Source organism: Ensifer sp. R1-3 (assembly GCF_056739175.1).
This window is the reverse complement of the sequence record NZ_CP096516.1, coordinates 1,517,997-1,534,281: the sequence shown is the minus strand read 5'-3', so window position 1 is coordinate 1,534,281 and position 16,285 is coordinate 1,517,997. Positions and strand designations below refer to the sequence as shown.

The window sequence follows — 16,285 nt, the reverse complement described above, 5'->3', positions numbered from 1 at the left end:
CGCTTGCCTTAGCCGCCATATGCGCCAGATTCGAAAGGGAAAGGAGGGCAACGTCATGACGAAGGACCGCAGGGCCGCTCTGGTCAGGATTACCGGACGGGTACAGGGCGTGTGCTTTCGCGACTGGACACGCGAGGAGGCCGAAAGGCTCGGCCTTGACGGCTGGGTTCGCAACGAGAACGACGGCTCGGTGACCGCCCTCATCGCCGGGCCGGACGGGGCCGTCAGCAGAATGCTTGACCATTTCTGGAAAGGACCGCCCGGCGCTTCCGTCGCCGATGTCGCGAGCGAGGAGGCTTCTTCCGTCGAAGCGCTGGCGGGATTTCGCATTACACGGTAGCGGATGATCTCGGGCACTGCAGAACTCCTCCCCAACCCCTCCCACAAGGGCGAGGGGCTCGGTGCCCGCGGCAATGGCCTGCCAGTTTCGACGTTTCGCCTCGGGAGACCTCGACGCAGAGCCGGAAACGGTGCCGCACGTAAGCCCCTCCCCGTTGTGGCCGTTGTGGCGAGGGGTTGGGGAGGGGAAAGCATCGCCGCCTTACACCCGCTCCAGCGCCACCGCGATGCCCTGGCCGACGCCGATGCACATGGTGGAGAGCGAGGTGCGGCCACCCGTTTCGGCAAGCTCCAGCGCTGCCGTTCCGGTGATGCGCGCACCCGACATGCCGAGCGGATGGCCGAGCGCGATGGCGCCGCCGTTCCGGTTGACGCGGGGATCGTCGTCGGCGATTCCCAGCGCGCGCAGGACCGCAAGCCCCTGGCTGGCAAAAGCCTCGTTGAGCTCGATGACGTCGAACCGATCTTGCGTCGCGCCGATCCGCGTCATGAGCCTCTGCGAGGCGGGCACCGGTCCCATGCCCATGATGCGCGGCGGCACGCCGGCCGAAGCGCCCCCGAGGATGCGGGCCATGGGTCGCAGCCCATGCTTTCTGGCAACCTCCTCGGAGGCGATGATGAGCGCCGCAGCGCCGTCGTTGACGCCCGAAGCGTTGCCGGCGGTGACGGTGCCGCCCTCCCGGAAGGGTGTCTTGAGCCCGGCGAGCGCCTCGATCGTCGTGGCGCGCGGATGCTCGTCGCGGTCGATGACGACCGGGCCACCCTTCCTTTGGGCGATGGTGACGGCGACGATCTCGCTCGCAAGGCGGCCGTTCGCCTGGGCGGCCGCGGCCTTTGCCTGGCTGCGCAGGGCGAAGGCGTCCTGGTCCTCGCGCGAGACCTTGTAGTCTTCGGCGACGTTCTCGCCGGTCTCCGGCATCGAGTCGACGCCATATTGCGCCTTCATCAGCGGATTGACGAAGCGCCAGCCGATCGTCGTGTCGTAAATTTCGGCGTTGCGCGAAAAGGCGCTCTCGGCCTTCGGCAGCACGAAAGGCGCCCGCGACATGGATTCGACGCCGCCGGCTATCATCAGCTCGGCCTCGCCGCATTTGATCGCCCGCGCGGCCGCAATCACCGCGTCCATTCCGGATCCGCAGAGCCGGTTGATCGTCGTGCCGGGAACGGCGACGGGCAGCCCCGCAAGCAGCAGCGACATGCGTGCGACGTTGCGGTTGTCCTCGCCCGCCTGGTTGGCGCAGCCGAAGATCACGTCATCGACCGCTTCCCAGTCGACCGACCTGTTGCGGTCTATCAGCGCCTTCAGCGGTATGGCGCCGAGGTCGTCGGCGCGCACCGAAGCGAGCGAGCCGCCGAAGCGGCCGATCGGGGTGCGGATATAGTCGCAGATATAGGCTTCGCGCATCATGCTGCCTCCTTTCCCGCGGCCTTATGGGCTTTTTTGGTGCGGGCGTTGATGTCGCGCAGAACGACCAGCTCGGTCTCGGTCGGTGCCGGTGTTTCGATGACGGTCTCCGCGAATTTGATCGGCCAGCCGCAATTTCCGGCGATCTGATCCCGAGCGACGCCGGGGTGCGTGGAAACGACGGTCAGTTCCTTCGTCTCCGGATCCGGCTCCAGAATGCAGAGATCCGTGATGACCCGGGTCGGGCCGCTGGTCGTCAGTCCGAGCCGCTCCCGATGATTGCCGCCTTCGCCGTGTCCCATGGAGGTGACGAAGGGCAGCCTCTGCACGAAGCCGCGCTTCGTCAGCGCCATGGTGATGAAGATGCGGCCGCAATTGGAGGCGATTTCCGGCGCACCGCCGCCTCCCGGCAGGCGCACCTTGGGATGGTCATAGGGGCCAACGACGGTCGTATTGAGATTGGCGAAACGATCGATCTGCGCGCCGCCGAGGAAGCCCGTGGTTATCCGGCCTCCCTGGAGCCAGTAGCGGAACATTTCCGGCACCGAGACGGTGAAGAGCGCGGTATCGCAGAGCTCTCCGTCGCCGATCGAGAGCGGCAGCACGTCGGGCTTGGTGCCGACGGTTCCGCTCTCATAGATCAGCGTGATATCCGGCGCATTCGTCAGCCGCGCCACATTGCAGGCTGCTGACGGCGCGCCGATGCCGACGAAGCAGACGTCGTCGTTGGAAAGCGCGCGCGCCGCGGCGACCGTCATCATCTCGGTGGGGGTGAAATGAGTCATTTTCGTCTTCCCCTCAAGCAACCTTGGCCGCGGTCTTCGCGGCGTGGCGGGCGAAGTCCTCGGGTTTTGCGGCAAGGACGTTCTCCCTGATCCATGCGGTGAACGTCTCCCGGTCGCGGGCAATCTCGTCCCAACGGATGTAGAAGGCGTTGGAGCGGGGATAGTAACCATGCGCATAGGACGGGAAGGCGCCCCCCGGCACATGCGCGACGGCAGTCACCGCCCAGCCCGGCAGCACCACCGAATTGGGCGAGGGCGGTGAGAGTTCGTCGACGATCTCCTCGACCGTCACGATCGAGCGCCTGGCGGCGAGCACCGCTTCCTTCTGCACGCCGACGATCCCCTCGATCAGGACGTTGCCGTTGCGGTCGGCACGCTGGGCATGGATGATCGTCACGTCCGGGCGGATTGCAGGCACCGCGGCGAGCACCTCGCCGGTGAAGGGACAGGTCACGCTTCTGATATTGAGGTTCACCTTAGGCAGGTCGGCGCCGATATAGCCGCGGAAGGCCGCAAAAGGCAGGTTCGCGGCACCCGCCTCATAGGCATTGGCCATGGCGGCATGCGAATGCTCCTCGATCTCGAGCGGTCGCGGCCATTGGTTCTCGACCGCATCGCGAAAGCGGTGCAGCGAGCCGACGCCGGGATTGCCACCCCAGGAGAACTTCATGCCCCGTGCCGCACCGACTCCGATCAGCTGGTCGTAGAGGATGTCGGGCGTCATGCGCACGAGGAACAGGTCCTTCCGGCCCTGGCGAATCACCTCGTGCCCCGCGGCGTAGGGGATCAGGTGCGTGAAGCCTTCCATCGCAACCGTATCGCCGTCTCTGACATTCTCCTCTACCGCCTCGGCGAGAGACATTATCCGCGCCATCGTTTTCCTCCGGTGATGTTCGAGCCGAATAAGCGCCTGTTCTTCGCAAGCGTCAATTTACTTCGTGCGGTATTTGACATTTGTTCGTATAACGCACAAAAACGATGGCCAGAGACCGGCAGGAGGCACAATGCGTGAAACGGATTTCGTCAGCGGTTTTGCACGCGGTTTGAAGGTGATCGAAGCCTTCGGCGAGGCGCAGCCGCGGCTTTCGATTGCCGATGCCGCGAAGATCACCGGGCTCGACCGGGCGACCGTCAGGCGATCTCTGCTGACGCTTTCGCAGCTTGGTTACGCCGATTACGACGGCAAGTTCTTCACGCTCTCACCGAAGACCCTGAGGCTCGGCCATGCCTATCTTTCGGCGACGCCGCTGCCGACTATCGTCCAGCCTTACCTGGACCAGCTCGCGGAAAAGGCCGGGCAGAGCGCCTCCGCCTCGGTGCTCGACGGCACCGAGATCGTCTATGTGGCACGCGCGTCGCAGCGGCGGGTGATGTCGATCAACCTGACGCCCGGCTCGCGTCTTCCCGCCTACTGCGCCTCGATGGGGCGGGTGTTGCTTGCCGCACTGCCCGAGGCCGAGGCACGCGACATTCTCGGACGTTCCGAATTGAAGGCGAACACACCGCTGACGCGAACCGATCCGGAAGAGCTTTTGACGGAATTGCGGCGGGTTCGCGACGAGGGCTATGCGATCATCGACCAGGAACTGGAGCTCGGCCTCTGCTCGATCGCGGTACCGGTCGCCAATGATCGCGGGCAGGTGCTCGCGGCCCTGAACATCGGCGCATCTGCCGCCCACGTGCCGGCCCGCGAGATGGCCGAGCGCTTTCTGCCGCTGCTCAGGGAAACACAAGCCGCGTTGCGGCTTGTGTTTCGCTAGATCACGATGATTCTGGCTCGAGTCGGCCTAGAATCATGAACGTGATGGATTCAATGGGTTAGCGCCGGATGCGGGCGGAAAACCGCACGCACTTTTCCTCATCCCGCTCTAGCCATCGCCCGTCAATATCCGCGCGCAGCACCTGCGCCGATGCGGCTGTCGACGGCGCCGTTGTAGCGGGCGCCGCCGCCAGCCTCGATCTCGGCGACGTTCTCGCCGCCGACGAGGATGCCCGCTGCCTGGCCCCAGATCATCCAGTTCTCGTCGACCTGAACGTCATGGCCCATGGCGGAAAGCAGTTTGCGCGTATCGGGCGAAAGAGCATAGGGCTCCATGAAGACCTTGTCCGGAAGCCACTGATGGTGGACTCGCGGCGCGTCGACGGCCTCCTGAATGTTCATGCCGTGGTCGATCACGTTGATGATCGCTTCCAGCGTGATGGTGATGATGCGGGCGCCGCCGGGGCTGCCGATCACCATGAACGGCTTGCCGTCCCTGGAGATGATCGTCGGGCTCATCGATGAAAGCGGCGTCTTGCCGGGCTCGATCGCATTCGCCTCGCCCTGCACGAGTCCATAGAGATTGGGGGTTCCCGGCTTGGCGGTGAAATCGTCCATCTCGTTGTTGAGGAGAATACCCGTGCCGGGCGCGACGACGCCCGCGCCGAAGGAGCCGTTCAGCGTGTAGGTCACCGCGACCGCATTCCCCTCGTCGTCGATGATGGAATAATGGGTCGTCTCCTTGCTTTCGGTAAAGCCCGCCGGCATCAGCTCCTGGGAAACGCCGGCCTTGAAGGGGTCGATCTTGGCGCGGATTTCTTTCGCGTAGCTCTTGTCGACGAGCTTTGCGACCGGGTTCTCGACGAAGGCCGGATCGCCGAGCGCGGTGTTGCGATCCACATAGGCGTGGCGCATCGCCTCGATCATCGCATGCACCGTCTCGGCAGAGCCATAACCGAGATAGGAGAGCGGATAGCCTTCGAGGATGTTGAGGATCTCGCAGATGATCAATCCGCCTGACGATGGCGGCGGCGAGGAGACGATGTCATAGCCGCGGTAGTTGCACTTGACCGGCTCGTGCTCGCGGACCTGATAGCGTTCGAAATCCTCCTTGGCGAGAATGCCGCCCTTATCCGCGCTCGCCTTGACGATCGCGTCGGCGATCGCACCCTTGTAGAAGGCGTCCGTGCCTTTTTCGGCGATGCTCGAAAGCGAAGCGGCAAGATCGGTCTGGACCAGCCGTTCACCGGCTGCAAAAGGCTTGCCGTCCGGCTTCAGGAAGATCGCGGCGGCAGCCGGATCCCTGGCGAGCCGCTCGGTCTCGCCGTCGAAAGACTCGATATCGCCCTGTTGGAGCACGAAGCCTTCTCGCGCGAGCTCGATCGCCGGATCGATCAGTTCCTTCAGCGGCTTGGTGCCGTAACGGCTGCGCGCGAACTCGAAACCCATGACCGGTCCGGGCACGCCGACGGCGAGATAGCCTTCGGTGCTCAATCCCTCGACGAGATCGCCCTTGTCGTCGAGATACATGGTCTTGGTGGCGGCGAGAGGCGCGCGCTCGCGAAAATCGAGGAAGGTCGTCTTGCCGTCCTTGAAGCGGATGGTCATGAAGCCGCCGCCGCCGATGTTGCCGGCGGTAGGGTAGACGACGGCGAGGGCATAGCCGACCGCAACCGCCGCATCGATCGCATTGCCGCCCTTCTTCAGGACCTCGACGCCGATGTCGGATGCAAGATGCTGGGCGGTCACGACCATGCCGTGCTCTGCCTTGACCGGCTCCGGCGAGGCCGCCAGGCCCTGCCGCGGTGCGAACGTACTAAGCGCGACGATCAGGGTAATGGATAGGGATTTCAGGCAGGGACTGCGCATGCTTTCCTCCCGGACAGGAATGTTGGCTTCAAGTTCGGCGCGGGGCGTTACCGTCCCCTCAACCGGGGACTGTAGCATCAAAAATTACGAGTTACAGTCGAAGACGGAGCGTTAGAGCATTTCCGCTTTTCTCCGAATCGCGGAAACTCTCTTCTTTCCGAAATTCCGGGCGGAAAACCGCACACACTTTTCCTCATCCCGCTCCAGCGTCAATCGCCGGAATAGCGCTCCTCCAGCCACGGGTCGCCGCGCATGTGGTAGCCGTTCCGCTCCCAGAAGCCTGCCGAATCGGCCGCGCGGAAATCGATGCGCTGCAGCCATTTGGCGCTTTTCCAGAAATAGAGATGCGGGACCACCAGGCGCATCGGCCCACCATGGGCCCGCGTGATCGGCGCGCCTTCCCAGGCAGTCGCGAGGATCGCGTCCTCGGCGGCAAAATCGGCGAGCGGCAGGTTGGTGGTGTAGCCGTCAAAGCTCGTCAGCATGACATAGGCGGCCTCGGGCTTCGGCATGACGCGATCGAGGAGGTCGCGCGTGGATACACCACGCCAATTGTTGTCGTAGCGCGACCAGGTCGTCACGCAGTGGATGTCCGACAGGCTGTCGCTCTGAGGCAGCGCCTGGAAGGCGTTCCAGTCGAGCGAGAGCGGGTTCTCGACGAGGCCGGTGACGTCGAGCCGCCACGTCTCGTGGGTCAGGTGCGGCTGCTGCCCGAGATCGAGAACCGGCCAGTCCCTGACGAGATGCTGACCGGGCGGCAGGCGGTCCGTCTCAGGACGGGCAATGCGGCCGGTGAGAAACTTGCCGTCGGCCGCCCAGCGGCGCTTCGTGGAAGTCAGCTTGGTTTCCGGCGCCTGTGTTTCGTCGGCCACGACTGCTCTCTCCTGCATGTTTTCTTTGATCGTATCGCGATTGACGGAAAAAAGCATGCAGCAGATCAAAGCGCTACAGCCGAGCCGCCAGCGATGTACGATATCTGTAAGAATTCGCGTGCCGATTCCGGCGGGACAGCTGCAATTTCCTGGGGGAAGTGGGAGGACAATCATGCGCACTCAGGTCGTCATCATCGGCTCCGGGCCTTCGGGGCTCCTGCTCGGGCAATTGCTGACGGAAGCGGGGATCGCCAATGTTATCCTCGATCGCGCGACCAAAGCTCACATTCTCGGCCGTGTGCGCGCCGGCGTTCTGGAGCAAGGCACGGTGCGGCTGATGGAGGAGGCGGGCTGCGGCGCCCGCATGCATGCCGAGGGCCTGCCGCATGACGGCTTCTCGCTCGCCTTCGACGGGCGCGACCATCGCATCGACCTCTTTGGCCTGACCGGCGGAAGGCGGGTGATGATCTACGGGCAGACGGAACTCACCCGCGACCTGATGGACCATCGCGAACGGGTCGGGGCGCTCTCGATTTACGAAGCGGCGAACGTGATGCCGCGGGATTTCGACGGGCGGACGCCGCATGTCGCCTATGAGAAGGACGGGATCGCGCAGCGCATCGACTGCGACTTCATTGCCGGCTGCGACGGCTTTCACGGTGTCAGCCGACGTTCCCTGCCGGAAAAGGCCATCCGCAATTTCGAGAAGATCTACCCCTTCGGCTGGCTCGGCATCCTTGCCGACGTGCCGCCGGTCGACCACGAACTGGTCTATGCCAACCACCCGCGCGGCTTCGCGCTCTGCTCGATGCGCTCGCACACGCGCAGCCGCTATTACATCCAGTGTCCGCTCGAGGAGAAGATCGAGGACTGGGACGATCAGCGCTTCTGGGACGAATTGCGCCGCCGCCTGCCCGCCCATCACGCCGAGCGCGTGGTCACGGGGCCCTCCTTCGAGAAGTCCATCGCGCCGCTCCGCTCCTTCGTCGCCGAGCCGATGCGGTTCAATCGGCTGTTCCTGGCGGGTGACGCCGCCCATATCGTTCCGCCGACCGGCGCCAAGGGCCTGAACCTCGCGGCGAGCGACGTGCACTATCTGTTCGAGGGATTGCTCGAACACTATCAGGACCGCTCGAATGCCGGCATCGACGCCTATTCGGCCCGCGCGCTCGCCCGTGTCTGGAAGGCGGTGCGCTTCTCGTGGTGGATGACGACAATGCTGCACCGCTTTCCGGAGACCAGCGACTTCGACCAGAGAATCCAGGAGGCGGAACTCGACTATCTCACCCATTCGCGCGCGGCGGCGACCGCGCTCGCGGAGAATTACGTGGGGTTGCCGTTTTGAGGCCGCGCGCAAACCTTCCTGGACGCTACTTGCGCGGGGATACCGGCTCTGCTCGACTGTCGCCGGTGAGGCAGCTGCCAGGGAGGGTGCGATGGGGCTTACGCTACGCCAGATCGAAGTGATCCGGGCGGTGATGATCGCCGGCACCATCGCCGGCGCGGCGCGTCTGATGAATGTCGCCCAGCCGGGCGTCAGCCGGACTATGAAGCATATCGAAAGCGCGCTGGGGATAAAGCTCTTCGTCAAGAGGGCCGGCCGTTACGTGCCGACCGACGAAGCGCGCGACATTTTCGCCCAGCTCCAGGAAGTTCATCGCAAGGTCGACGACCTGCAATCCTCCATCGGCCAACTGGAGCGCGGACGAGGTGTGGAACTCGCGCTCGGCTCGGTGCCGAGCATTGCGAATGCGATGATGCCGCAAGCCATCGCCGGGCTCATGCGGCGTTATCCGGACATCCGCATCAATTTCGATATTCTGAGGATAGAGGAGGCGATCGATTACCTGTTGCTCGGCAAGGGAGAGCTGGTCGCGATGAGCTATCATCTCACCCATCCTTCGATCACTTTCGAGCCCCTGTCCAAAGGGCACCTCGTCTGCATCGCCGCCAGGGAGCATCCGATTGCCGGGCGGTCCAGGATTTCCGCCCGCGAGATCGCCGAGCATCCGCTCATCGGTATCGACCCGCGCGATCCCTACGGGGCGATAATGGCGGGCATATTCGAGAGGGAGAAGCTCGAATATCGTACCCCGATCAGGGCGCGTTTCGGCACGACGGTTTGTGCGCTGGTCAAGCGGAATCTGGGCATCGCGGTCATCGACGCCTTCACCGTGGGCGGTATGGCCGACCAGGGACTGGCCGTCATTCCGATCAGCGAGGACACGGAGTTCCAGACCTATGTCGCCTATCGCGCCGACGCCGCGCTGTCCAGCTATGCCGAGCGGTTGGTGACGACGCTGCGCCGCGTCATGGACGACTCGACCGGCCGTTCGCGTGGCGGCCGAGATGCATAACAAAACGGTATGGAGGACGGAAAAAACGGTATTTGCGGTATAGGTAAGAAGTGACCATTATCGAGCCTTCGACGCTACGCCTTTTCCGGAAGCAAGCCGGCCCTAACACCCGGCAAAGGACGAGGCCAGCGAGAGGAGATCGGCATGAAGACCTCGATCGCGACCGTTTCGATCAGCGGCACTCTTTCGGAGAAGCTCGCCGCCGTCGCTGCGTCAGGCTGCGATGGCGTGGAGATATTCGAGAACGATTTCCTGACCTTCGACGGTTCGCCGGCGGAGGTCGGCCGCATGGTCCGCGATCACGGGCTGGAGGTGACGCTTTTTCAGCCGTTCCGCGATTTCGAAGGTCTGCCGGAACCGCACCGGTCGCGTGCTTTCGACCGGGCGGAGCGCAAGTTCGACGTGATGCAGGAGCTTGGAACGGAACTGATGCTCGTCTGTTCCAGCGTTTCCCCGCTCGCATTGGGCGGCATCGACCGCGCTGCCGACGATCTGCGGGAGCTGGGCGAGAGGGCGGCCAGGCGCGGCTTGCGCGTCGGCTACGAGGCGCTTGCCTGGGGCCGACATGTCAACGATCATCGGGATGCTTGGGAAATCGTGCGGCGGGCGGACCACCCGAATATCGGGCTGATCCTCGACAGTTTCCACACCCTGTCGCGCAATATCGACCTGCGGTCGATCCGCTCCATTCCGGGGGACCGCATCTTCATCGTTCAGCTCGCGGACGCGCCGCGGATCGAGATGGATCTGCTTTATCTCAGCCGCCATTTCCGCAACATGCCCGGCGAAGGCGATCTTCCCGTCGTCGATTTCATGCAGGCTGTCGCCGCGACCGGCTATGACGGCGCCCTGTCGCTCGAAATCTTCAACGACCAGTTCCGGGGCGGATCACCCAGGGCGATCGCCGAGGACGGGCATCGTTCGCTGGTCTATCTGATGGATCGGGTCAGGCGGCGCGAGCCGGTGGCGAAGGGCGCGCTGGCGATGCCCGACCGGGTGGAGGTGCTGGGCGTCGAATTCGTGGAATTCACCGCCGATCGGGCGGAGGCGGAGACGCTCGGCTCGCTTCTGGGAACCATGGGTTTTCACGCCGTCGCCTCTCATCGCGAGAAATCGGTGACGCTATGGCGCCAGGGTCGCGATCATGGAGGCGTAAACATTGTCATCAACACCGAGCAGCAGGGCTTCGCTCATTCGAGCTACCTGGTGCACGGGGCATCGGCCTATGCGGTCGGCCTGAAAGTACCCGATGCCTCCGCCGCCATCGAACGCTCTCGCGCGCTCGGCGCCGAAATATTTCTGCCCGAGGCGAACGAAGGCGAGGGGGCGATGGCCGCAATCCGCGGCATTGGCGGCGGGTTGATCTATTTCCTGGACGAGGCCGACGACGTCTGGTCGCGCGAGTTCGTCTGGTCGGGGGCGACGCCCCAAGGCGCATCGCCGCTCCTCGCCATCGACCATGTGGCGCAATCCATGCAGGCGGAGGAGCTCCCGAGCTGGCTGCTCTTCTACACGTCTATCCTCGATGCCGACAAATTGGCAGAGGTCGATATCGTCGATCCCGCCGGTCTGATCCGCAGCCAGGTCGTTGAGAATGCGAGCGGGACGCTTCGGCTGACGTTGAACGGAGCGGACAACCACCGCACGCTGGCAGGCCACTTCATCGCAGAGAGCTTTGGCTCGGGTGTCCAGCATGTGGCCTTCCGCACCGACGATATCTTTGCAGCCGCCGACCATATGCTCCGCAGCGGCTTTCGCCCATTGGCAATCTCGCGCAACTATTACGACGACATCGAGGTGCGGTTCGGGCTCGAACCTGACTTCGTCGACCGGCTCAGGGATGAGAGCATCCTCTATGACCGCGATGAGGATGGCGAGTATTTCCAGATCTACGGCCCGACCTATGGAGAAGGCTTCTTCTTCGAAATTGTCGAGCGGCGCGCCGGTTATCGCGGCTACGGCGCAGCCAACGCGCCCTTCCGCATCGCCGCCCAGAAACGCTCGCTTAGGCCCGCCGGGATGCCGGCCCTTTAGGTTCTTCCCGCGAGTCGTCTCCCCTTGTGGGGGAGATGCCCGGCAGGCCAGAGGGGGTTCGATAACCCCAGTGCTAGGCCGTCCTCTTTGCTTCCGCAGCCATCGCCGTCCCCGCCGCTTCACGCAGCGTCTGCATCAGGATCGAGAGCGGCAGCGACGGGATCGCGTCGGTGCGCATGGTAAGCCCGACGGGTCCCCTCGTCTCGCTCGTGTCGACCGGCAGCGCCGCCAATACGCCATCCGCGATATCCGTGGCGACGACGCCCGCCGATATGATCCAGATGGCGTCGCTGGAGCGTACGAAGGCCCGGCCGAAGGAGTCGGAAACGGTCTCGATCTGGTTCGGCAGGCCGGCAATGCCGTTGGCGATCAGGAAATGCTCGACGAAGGGGCGGATGATCGAGGCGCGGGTAGGCATCAGCACCGGATAGTCGCTCAGATGCGCGAATAAAGACTGCCTGCCGGAGATGAGCGGATGCCCGGCCCGCACCGCGAAGACCACCTGTTCCGAGTAGAGATGCTCGAACGAAAATCCGGTCATCTTGTCCGGAGCGGCGAGCCTGCCGACGACGAGGTCGAGATCGCCGATGCGCAATTGTTCGAGAAGCACTGCGTTTTCACCGGTGACGATCTTGATGCGTGCGCCGGTCTTCTCTTTCAGGAAGAGCGCGATGGCGCGCGGCATGATGCGGGTCGAAACGGTCGGAAGCGCACCGACGCGGATCGGCGGGCCTTCGCCGGACCGCTCCTGCGAGACGGAATCGAGGCCTTGGCGCAGCGCCGTCAGCGCGGCGCCAGCATGGCGCAGAAAGACCTCGCCGTAGCGCGTGATCTTGATGCCACGCCCCTCGCGCTCGAAAACCGCGACGCCCAGAACCTCTTCGAGTTCCCGGATCGTCTTGGTGACCGCCGGTTGCGTGACATGCAGGAGTTCGGCCGCCTTCACCACGCTCTTCTGGCGTGCGACCTCGACAAATGTCTGCAGATGGCGAAACTTAACGCGAGCGTCGATCACGGATCGTATAACCTCCTGGTTAAGGGAAAGCCACGAAATATCATTTTACCTAACCGGATGAAACATCCAATTCTGACGACGGAGGAGAACTGCCGTGCAATTCACCCGCATCAACGACGTCACGATTCACTATCGCGTGGTTGGCGCGGTCACGGAAAAGCCCGCGCTCGTCTTCATCAACTCGCTCGGCACGGATTTCCGTATCTGGCGCGATGTCGTCCTCCGGCTGGCCGGCGATTTTGCCATCGTGCTCTATGACAAGCGTGGCCATGGGCTGTCCGATATCGGCCAGGTTCCCTATTCCATCGAGGACCATGCGACCGATCTCGCCGGACTCCTCGATCGCCTCGCCGTGAAACAGGCGATTGTTTGCGGACTTTCGGTGGGCGGTCTCATCGCGCAATCGCTCTACGGCCGCCGCCCCGACCTCGTGCGCGCGCTCGTGCTTTCCGGCACCGCCCACAAGATCGGCACCGTCGAGTTCTGGGACGCCCGCATCACGGCGATCGAGGCGCACGGCATCGAGGCGGTCGCCGATGGCGTGCTCGAACGCTGGTTCACCCCGGCCTTTCGGCGGCCCGAAAACCTCGCCTTCACCGGCTACCGCAACATGCTGGTCCGCCAGCCGGTGCCGGGCTACGTCGGCACCTGCGCCGCCATCCGCGACGCCGATTTCACGGAAGCCGCAGGCAGGATCGCGGTTCCGGTGCTCTGCGTCGTCGGCGACCAGGACGGTTCGACGCCGCCCGATCTGGTCCGCTCGACGGCCGATCTCATACCGGGCGCGCGCTTCGAAGTGATCCGCGGGGCGGGACATATACCCTGCGTCGAGCAGCCGGAAGCCTTGTCGTCGGTGCTGAGACGCTTCTTCCGATCCGTGTTGTCTGGAGGCAAACCATGAGCGATGCCCTCGCGCCTTCCGGGCGCTACCGACAGGGAATGGCGACGCGCCGCGCCGTTCTAGGCGACAATCACGTCGACCGGGCGGAGGCGGCGTCGACCGATTTCGACCGTCCTTTCCAGGAGCTGATCACCGAGGCGGCATGGGGGCATGTCTGGTCGCGTGCCGGCTGGACGAAGCGGGAGCGGTCGATCGTCACCATCGCCCTGCTTGCCGCCCTCGGACAGGACGAGGAGGTGGCCATGCATGTCCGCGCCACGGCCAATACCGGGGCGACGCGCGAGGATATTTGCGAGGCACTGCTGCATGTCGCCATCTATGCAGGCGTTCCGGCGGCCAATCACGCGATCAAGATCGTCAAGCAGGTGTTCGCGGAAATGGATGCCGGCACGGTTGCTCGATAGGCGAGGGAGAAGGACGATGCCCGACAATCAAAATGGCAGACGGAACGGCAAGCCCGAAACGGGCGCCTTTTTTGCCCGCGACCGCGCCTGGCACCCGCCGGCCTTCGCGCCCGGCTACAAGACCTCCGTGCTGCGTTCGCCGCAGAAGGCGCTGCTGTCGCTCGACGGCACGATATCGGAGATCACCGGACCGGTCTTCGGCCATTCGATGTTGGGCGAGCTCGACAACGACCTGATCCATAACTTCGCCAGTCCCGGTGAAAGTGCGATCGGCGAACGCATCATCGTCCATGGCCGCGTCCTCGACGAACGCGGCCATCCGGTTCATGGCGTGCTCGTCGAGTTCTGGCAGGCGAATGCCGGCGGACGCTACCGTCACAAGAAGGAAAGCTATCTCGCGCCGCTGGACCCGAATTTCGGCGGTTGCGGCAGAACGATCACCGACGAGGAAGGCCGTTACTGGTTCCGTACGGTCAGGCCCGGCGCCTATCCATGGCCGAACGGGGTCAACGACTGGCGGCCCGCCCATATCCATTTCTCGGTCTTCGGCCACGGTTTCGCCCAGCGCCTGATCACGCAGATGTATTTCGAAGGCGATCCGATGATCTGGAAATGTCCGATCGTCGGCACGGTCCCTGACCGCCGGGCGATCGAGCAGCTGATCGCGGCTCTCGACTGGGGCAACACCGTGCCGATGGATGCGCGCGCCTACAGGTTCGACATCGTGCTGCGTGGCCGCCGCTCGACCTTCTTCGAAAACCGGCCGGAAGGGAATTGAGGACGCACCGATGGTTCAGGATCTCAGCACCCTCAAGGAAACCGCGTCGCAGACGGCCGGACCCTATGTCCATATCGGCTTGACGCCGAATTTCTGCGGCATCGGCGGCGTATATGAGGGCGACCTCGGCGCTTCGATGGTCAACGACAAGACGCTCGGTCAGCGCATCACCGTGACCGGTCGCGTCATCGACGGCGCCGGAATGCCCCTCAGGGACGCACTTCTCGAAATCTGGCAGGCGGACGCAGCCGGGCTCTACAATTCCCCGTCGGAGCTGCGCGGTACGGCGGACCCGAACTTTACCGGCTGGGGACGCTCGCCGACGAGCGACGAGGGCGGCGTCTTCACTTTCGAGACGGTGAAGCCGGGCCGCGTTCCATTCCGCGACGGCCGGCTGATGGCCCCGCATATCAGCATCTGGATCGTCGCGCGCGGCATCAATATCGGCCTCCACACGCGCATGTATTTCCCAGACGAGGCGGCGGCGAACGCCGAAGATCCGCTGCTTGCCCGCATCGAGCACCGCCACCGGGCCGAGACGCTTGTCGCGGCGGGTCAGGCGCCTAATTATGTCTTCGACATTCATCTCCAGGGCGAGAAGGAAACGGTCTTCCTGGATATTTGATCGTTCGGCAGCCCGCCCCCGCGTTGCCGCATGCGTGTGAGGCTCCCTTCGAACCGAAGGGAGCGAGAGCTGGAGATGCGGCATGACCTATTCGGCCTTCGATCACCCCTATCTTTCCGGCCTTCTCGGAGACGAGGCGGTGGCGGCGGAATTCTCCGTCGTCGCCGATGTTCGCGCCATGCTGGCCTTCGAGGCGGCGCTTGCGCGTGCCGAGGCGCGCCACGGCGTCATCCCCGAAGCGGCCGCCAATCGCATTGCCGAGGCATGCCGTGGCTTCTCTCCGGACGTCGGCGCCATGCGCCGGGCAACTGCCATCGACGGTGTCGTCGTTCCCGAGCTCGTGCGGCAATTGCGCCGGGCGGTCGGCGAAGAGGCGGCGGAACATGTCCATTTCGGAGCCACCAGCCAGGACGTGGTCGATACCAGCCTCATGCTGAGGCTGAAGGCGATCGCGGAACTTTTCTCCGGCCGGGTCGGCGACGTCGTGACGGCGCTCGAAGCTTGCGGGCGGCACTGGGGCGAGCGTGCGCTGACCGCCCATACGCGAATGCAGCCGGCGATCGCGATTACGGTGGCCGACCGCCTGCGGAGCTGGATCGAGCCGCTGCTCGACCATCAGGACAGGCTGGATACCACGGGCACGGACATTTTCGCGGTGCAGTTCGGAGGAGCCGCCGGCACGCTCGAAAAGCTCAAGGGCAAGGCCGACATCGTCCGTGCGACGCTGGCGGAGGAACTCGCGCTGGTCGACTGCCCGCAATGGCACAGCCAGCGCCTGCCGATCGCCGATTTCGCCCACCTCCTGTCGCTCGTCACCGGCAGCCTCGGCAAGTTCGGTCAGGACGTGGCGCTGATGGCGCAGGCGGGAGACGAGATCGTGCTTGCCGGCGGCGGCGGCTCCTCGGCCATGCCGCACAAGCAGAACCCGGTCGCCGCGGAGGTGCTGGTGACACTCGCCCGCTTCAACGCGACGCAGGTTTCCGCCATCCACCAGTCGCTGGTGCACGAGCAGGAGCGCTCGGGCTCCGCCTGGACGCTCGAATGGCTGATCCTGCCGCAGATGGTCGGCGCGACGGCGGCCGCATTGAGGCTCGCCGCCGAGCTCGCCGGCAATGTCCGGCGGCTAGGGCGGGTGTGAGGTT

Annotated in this window: 16 protein-coding genes; 10 read left to right on the top strand and 6 right to left on the bottom strand. The window is 64.4% G+C overall.

Annotated elements, in window-relative coordinates; genetic code table 11:
• The first annotated feature begins 55 nt into the window (after positions 1–55).
• On the top strand, positions 56–340 hold the full coding sequence (locus tag M1D43_RS24400; RefSeq protein ID WP_014527735.1) for an acylphosphatase: 285 nt from the start codon (positions 56–58) through the stop codon (positions 338–340).
• Positions 341–541: 201 nt separating this feature from the next.
• Here the strand turns inward: M1D43_RS24400 and pcaF are convergent, their stop codons facing one another.
• The 3 genes from pcaF to M1D43_RS24385 are packed head-to-tail and all read right to left on the bottom strand — an operon-like array spanning position 542 to position 3,403.
• The gene (gene pcaF / locus M1D43_RS24395; protein ID WP_026031331.1) at positions 542–1,744 is read right to left on the bottom strand and encodes a 3-oxoadipyl-CoA thiolase; all 1,203 of its coding nucleotides are present in this window, start codon (positions 1,742–1,744) and stop codon (positions 542–544) included.
• Entirely contained in the window at positions 1,744–2,529 is a 786-nt protein-coding gene (locus M1D43_RS24390; RefSeq protein WP_014527737.1) for a CoA-transferase subunit beta, read from the bottom strand. The genes pcaF and M1D43_RS24390 overlap by 1 nt, the downstream gene beginning before the upstream one ends.
• A 13-nt stretch (positions 2,530–2,542) precedes the next feature.
• Positions 2,543–3,403, bottom strand: a complete 861-nt coding sequence (locus M1D43_RS24385) for a CoA transferase subunit A (protein ID WP_013850296.1) — start codon at positions 3,401–3,403, stop codon at positions 2,543–2,545.
• A 130-nt stretch (positions 3,404–3,533) separates the two neighbouring features.
• On the opposite strand from M1D43_RS24385, the gene M1D43_RS24380 reads away from it, so the two are divergent.
• A complete protein-coding gene (locus tag M1D43_RS24380) occupies positions 3,534–4,289 on the top strand; it encodes an IclR family transcriptional regulator (RefSeq protein WP_014527738.1) in 756 nt (251 codons plus the stop codon).
• Positions 4,290–4,411: 122 nt separating this feature from the next.
• Here the strand turns inward: M1D43_RS24380 and ggt are convergent, their stop codons facing one another.
• Entirely contained in the window at positions 4,412–6,157 is a 1,746-nt protein-coding gene (ggt, locus tag M1D43_RS24375) for a gamma-glutamyltransferase (RefSeq protein ID WP_127603253.1), read from the bottom strand.
• A gap of 209 nt (positions 6,158–6,366) precedes the next feature.
• Entirely contained in the window at positions 6,367–7,047 is a 681-nt protein-coding gene (locus tag M1D43_RS24370) for a sulfite oxidase-like oxidoreductase (protein ID WP_153314072.1), read from the bottom strand.
• A 154-nt stretch (positions 7,048–7,201) separates the two neighbouring features.
• Between M1D43_RS24370 and pobA the strand changes: the two genes are divergently transcribed.
• The 3 genes from pobA (at position 7,202) to M1D43_RS24355 (ending at position 11,420) form a co-directional block, all read left to right on the top strand.
• Positions 7,202–8,374: a 4-hydroxybenzoate 3-monooxygenase gene (gene pobA / locus M1D43_RS24365; RefSeq protein WP_010976283.1), complete on the top strand. Its 1,173-nt coding sequence runs from the start codon at positions 7,202–7,204 to the stop codon at positions 8,372–8,374.
• A 91-nt stretch (positions 8,375–8,465) separates the two neighbouring features.
• Positions 8,466–9,386 carry a LysR family transcriptional regulator gene (locus M1D43_RS24360; RefSeq protein ID WP_014527741.1) on the top strand — a complete coding sequence of 307 codons (921 nt, stop codon included), beginning with the start codon at positions 8,466–8,468 and terminating at the stop codon, positions 9,384–9,386.
• Between the two features lie 144 nt (positions 9,387–9,530).
• Entirely contained in the window at positions 9,531–11,420 is a 1,890-nt protein-coding gene (locus M1D43_RS24355; protein ID WP_088202634.1) for a bifunctional sugar phosphate isomerase/epimerase/4-hydroxyphenylpyruvate dioxygenase family protein, read from the top strand.
• Positions 11,421–11,493: 73 nt separating this feature from the next.
• Here M1D43_RS24355 and pcaQ read toward each other — a convergent pair whose 3' ends face one another.
• Complete coding sequence (gene pcaQ / locus M1D43_RS24350) at positions 11,494–12,435, bottom strand: pca operon transcription factor PcaQ (protein WP_003529482.1); 942 nt, start codon at positions 12,433–12,435, stop codon at positions 11,494–11,496.
• Between the two features lie 94 nt (positions 12,436–12,529).
• Here pcaQ and pcaD point away from each other — a divergent pair, with 94 nt between their 5' ends.
• The 5 genes from pcaD (at position 12,530) to M1D43_RS24325 (ending at position 16,281) form a co-directional block, all read left to right on the top strand.
• A complete protein-coding gene (gene pcaD, locus M1D43_RS24345; protein WP_003529484.1) occupies positions 12,530–13,336 on the top strand; it encodes a 3-oxoadipate enol-lactonase in 807 nt (268 codons plus the stop codon).
• Positions 13,333–13,740, top strand: a complete 408-nt coding sequence (gene pcaC / locus M1D43_RS24340; protein ID WP_010976278.1) for a 4-carboxymuconolactone decarboxylase — start codon at positions 13,333–13,335, stop codon at positions 13,738–13,740. The genes pcaD and pcaC overlap by 4 nt, the downstream gene beginning before the upstream one ends.
• A 16-nt stretch (positions 13,741–13,756) precedes the next feature.
• On the top strand, positions 13,757–14,518 hold the full coding sequence (pcaH, locus tag M1D43_RS24335) for a protocatechuate 3,4-dioxygenase subunit beta (RefSeq protein ID WP_003529486.1): 762 nt from the start codon (positions 13,757–13,759) through the stop codon (positions 14,516–14,518).
• A 10-nt stretch (positions 14,519–14,528) separates the two neighbouring features.
• Entirely contained in the window at positions 14,529–15,143 is a 615-nt protein-coding gene (gene pcaG / locus M1D43_RS24330; protein WP_003529487.1) for a protocatechuate 3,4-dioxygenase subunit alpha, read from the top strand.
• 82 nt (positions 15,144–15,225) lie between these two features.
• Positions 15,226–16,281 carry a 3-carboxy-cis,cis-muconate cycloisomerase gene (locus tag M1D43_RS24325; protein WP_010976276.1) on the top strand — a complete coding sequence of 352 codons (1,056 nt, stop codon included), beginning with the start codon at positions 15,226–15,228 and terminating at the stop codon, positions 16,279–16,281.
• The last annotated feature ends 4 nt before the right edge of the window (positions 16,282–16,285 follow it).

Coding starts and splice junctions, on each gene's coding strand:
- M1D43_RS24400 (WP_014527735.1), top strand. CDS start 56: ATGACGAAGGACCGCAGGGCCGCTCTGGTCAGGATTACCGGACGGGTA.
- pcaF (WP_026031331.1), bottom strand. CDS start 1,744: ATGCGCGAAGCCTATATCTGCGACTATATCCGCACCCCGATCGGCCGC.
- M1D43_RS24390 (WP_014527737.1), bottom strand. CDS start 2,529: ATGACTCATTTCACCCCCACCGAGATGATGACGGTCGCCGCGGCGCGC.
- M1D43_RS24385 (WP_013850296.1), bottom strand. CDS start 3,403: ATGGCGCGGATAATGTCTCTCGCCGAGGCGGTAGAGGAGAATGTCAGA.
- M1D43_RS24380 (WP_014527738.1), top strand. CDS start 3,534: ATGCGTGAAACGGATTTCGTCAGCGGTTTTGCACGCGGTTTGAAGGTG.
- ggt (WP_127603253.1), bottom strand. CDS start 6,157: ATGCGCAGTCCCTGCCTGAAATCCCTATCCATTACCCTGATCGTCGCG.
- M1D43_RS24370 (WP_153314072.1), bottom strand. CDS start 7,047: ATGCAGGAGAGAGCAGTCGTGGCCGACGAAACACAGGCGCCGGAAACC.
- pobA (WP_010976283.1), top strand. CDS start 7,202: ATGCGCACTCAGGTCGTCATCATCGGCTCCGGGCCTTCGGGGCTCCTG.
- M1D43_RS24360 (WP_014527741.1), top strand. CDS start 8,466: ATGGGGCTTACGCTACGCCAGATCGAAGTGATCCGGGCGGTGATGATC.
- M1D43_RS24355 (WP_088202634.1), top strand. CDS start 9,531: ATGAAGACCTCGATCGCGACCGTTTCGATCAGCGGCACTCTTTCGGAG.
- pcaC (WP_010976278.1), top strand. CDS start 13,333: ATGAGCGATGCCCTCGCGCCTTCCGGGCGCTACCGACAGGGAATGGCG.
- pcaH (WP_003529486.1), top strand. CDS start 13,757: ATGCCCGACAATCAAAATGGCAGACGGAACGGCAAGCCCGAAACGGGC.
- pcaG (WP_003529487.1), top strand. CDS start 14,529: ATGGTTCAGGATCTCAGCACCCTCAAGGAAACCGCGTCGCAGACGGCC.
- M1D43_RS24325 (WP_010976276.1), top strand. CDS start 15,226: ATGACCTATTCGGCCTTCGATCACCCCTATCTTTCCGGCCTTCTCGGA.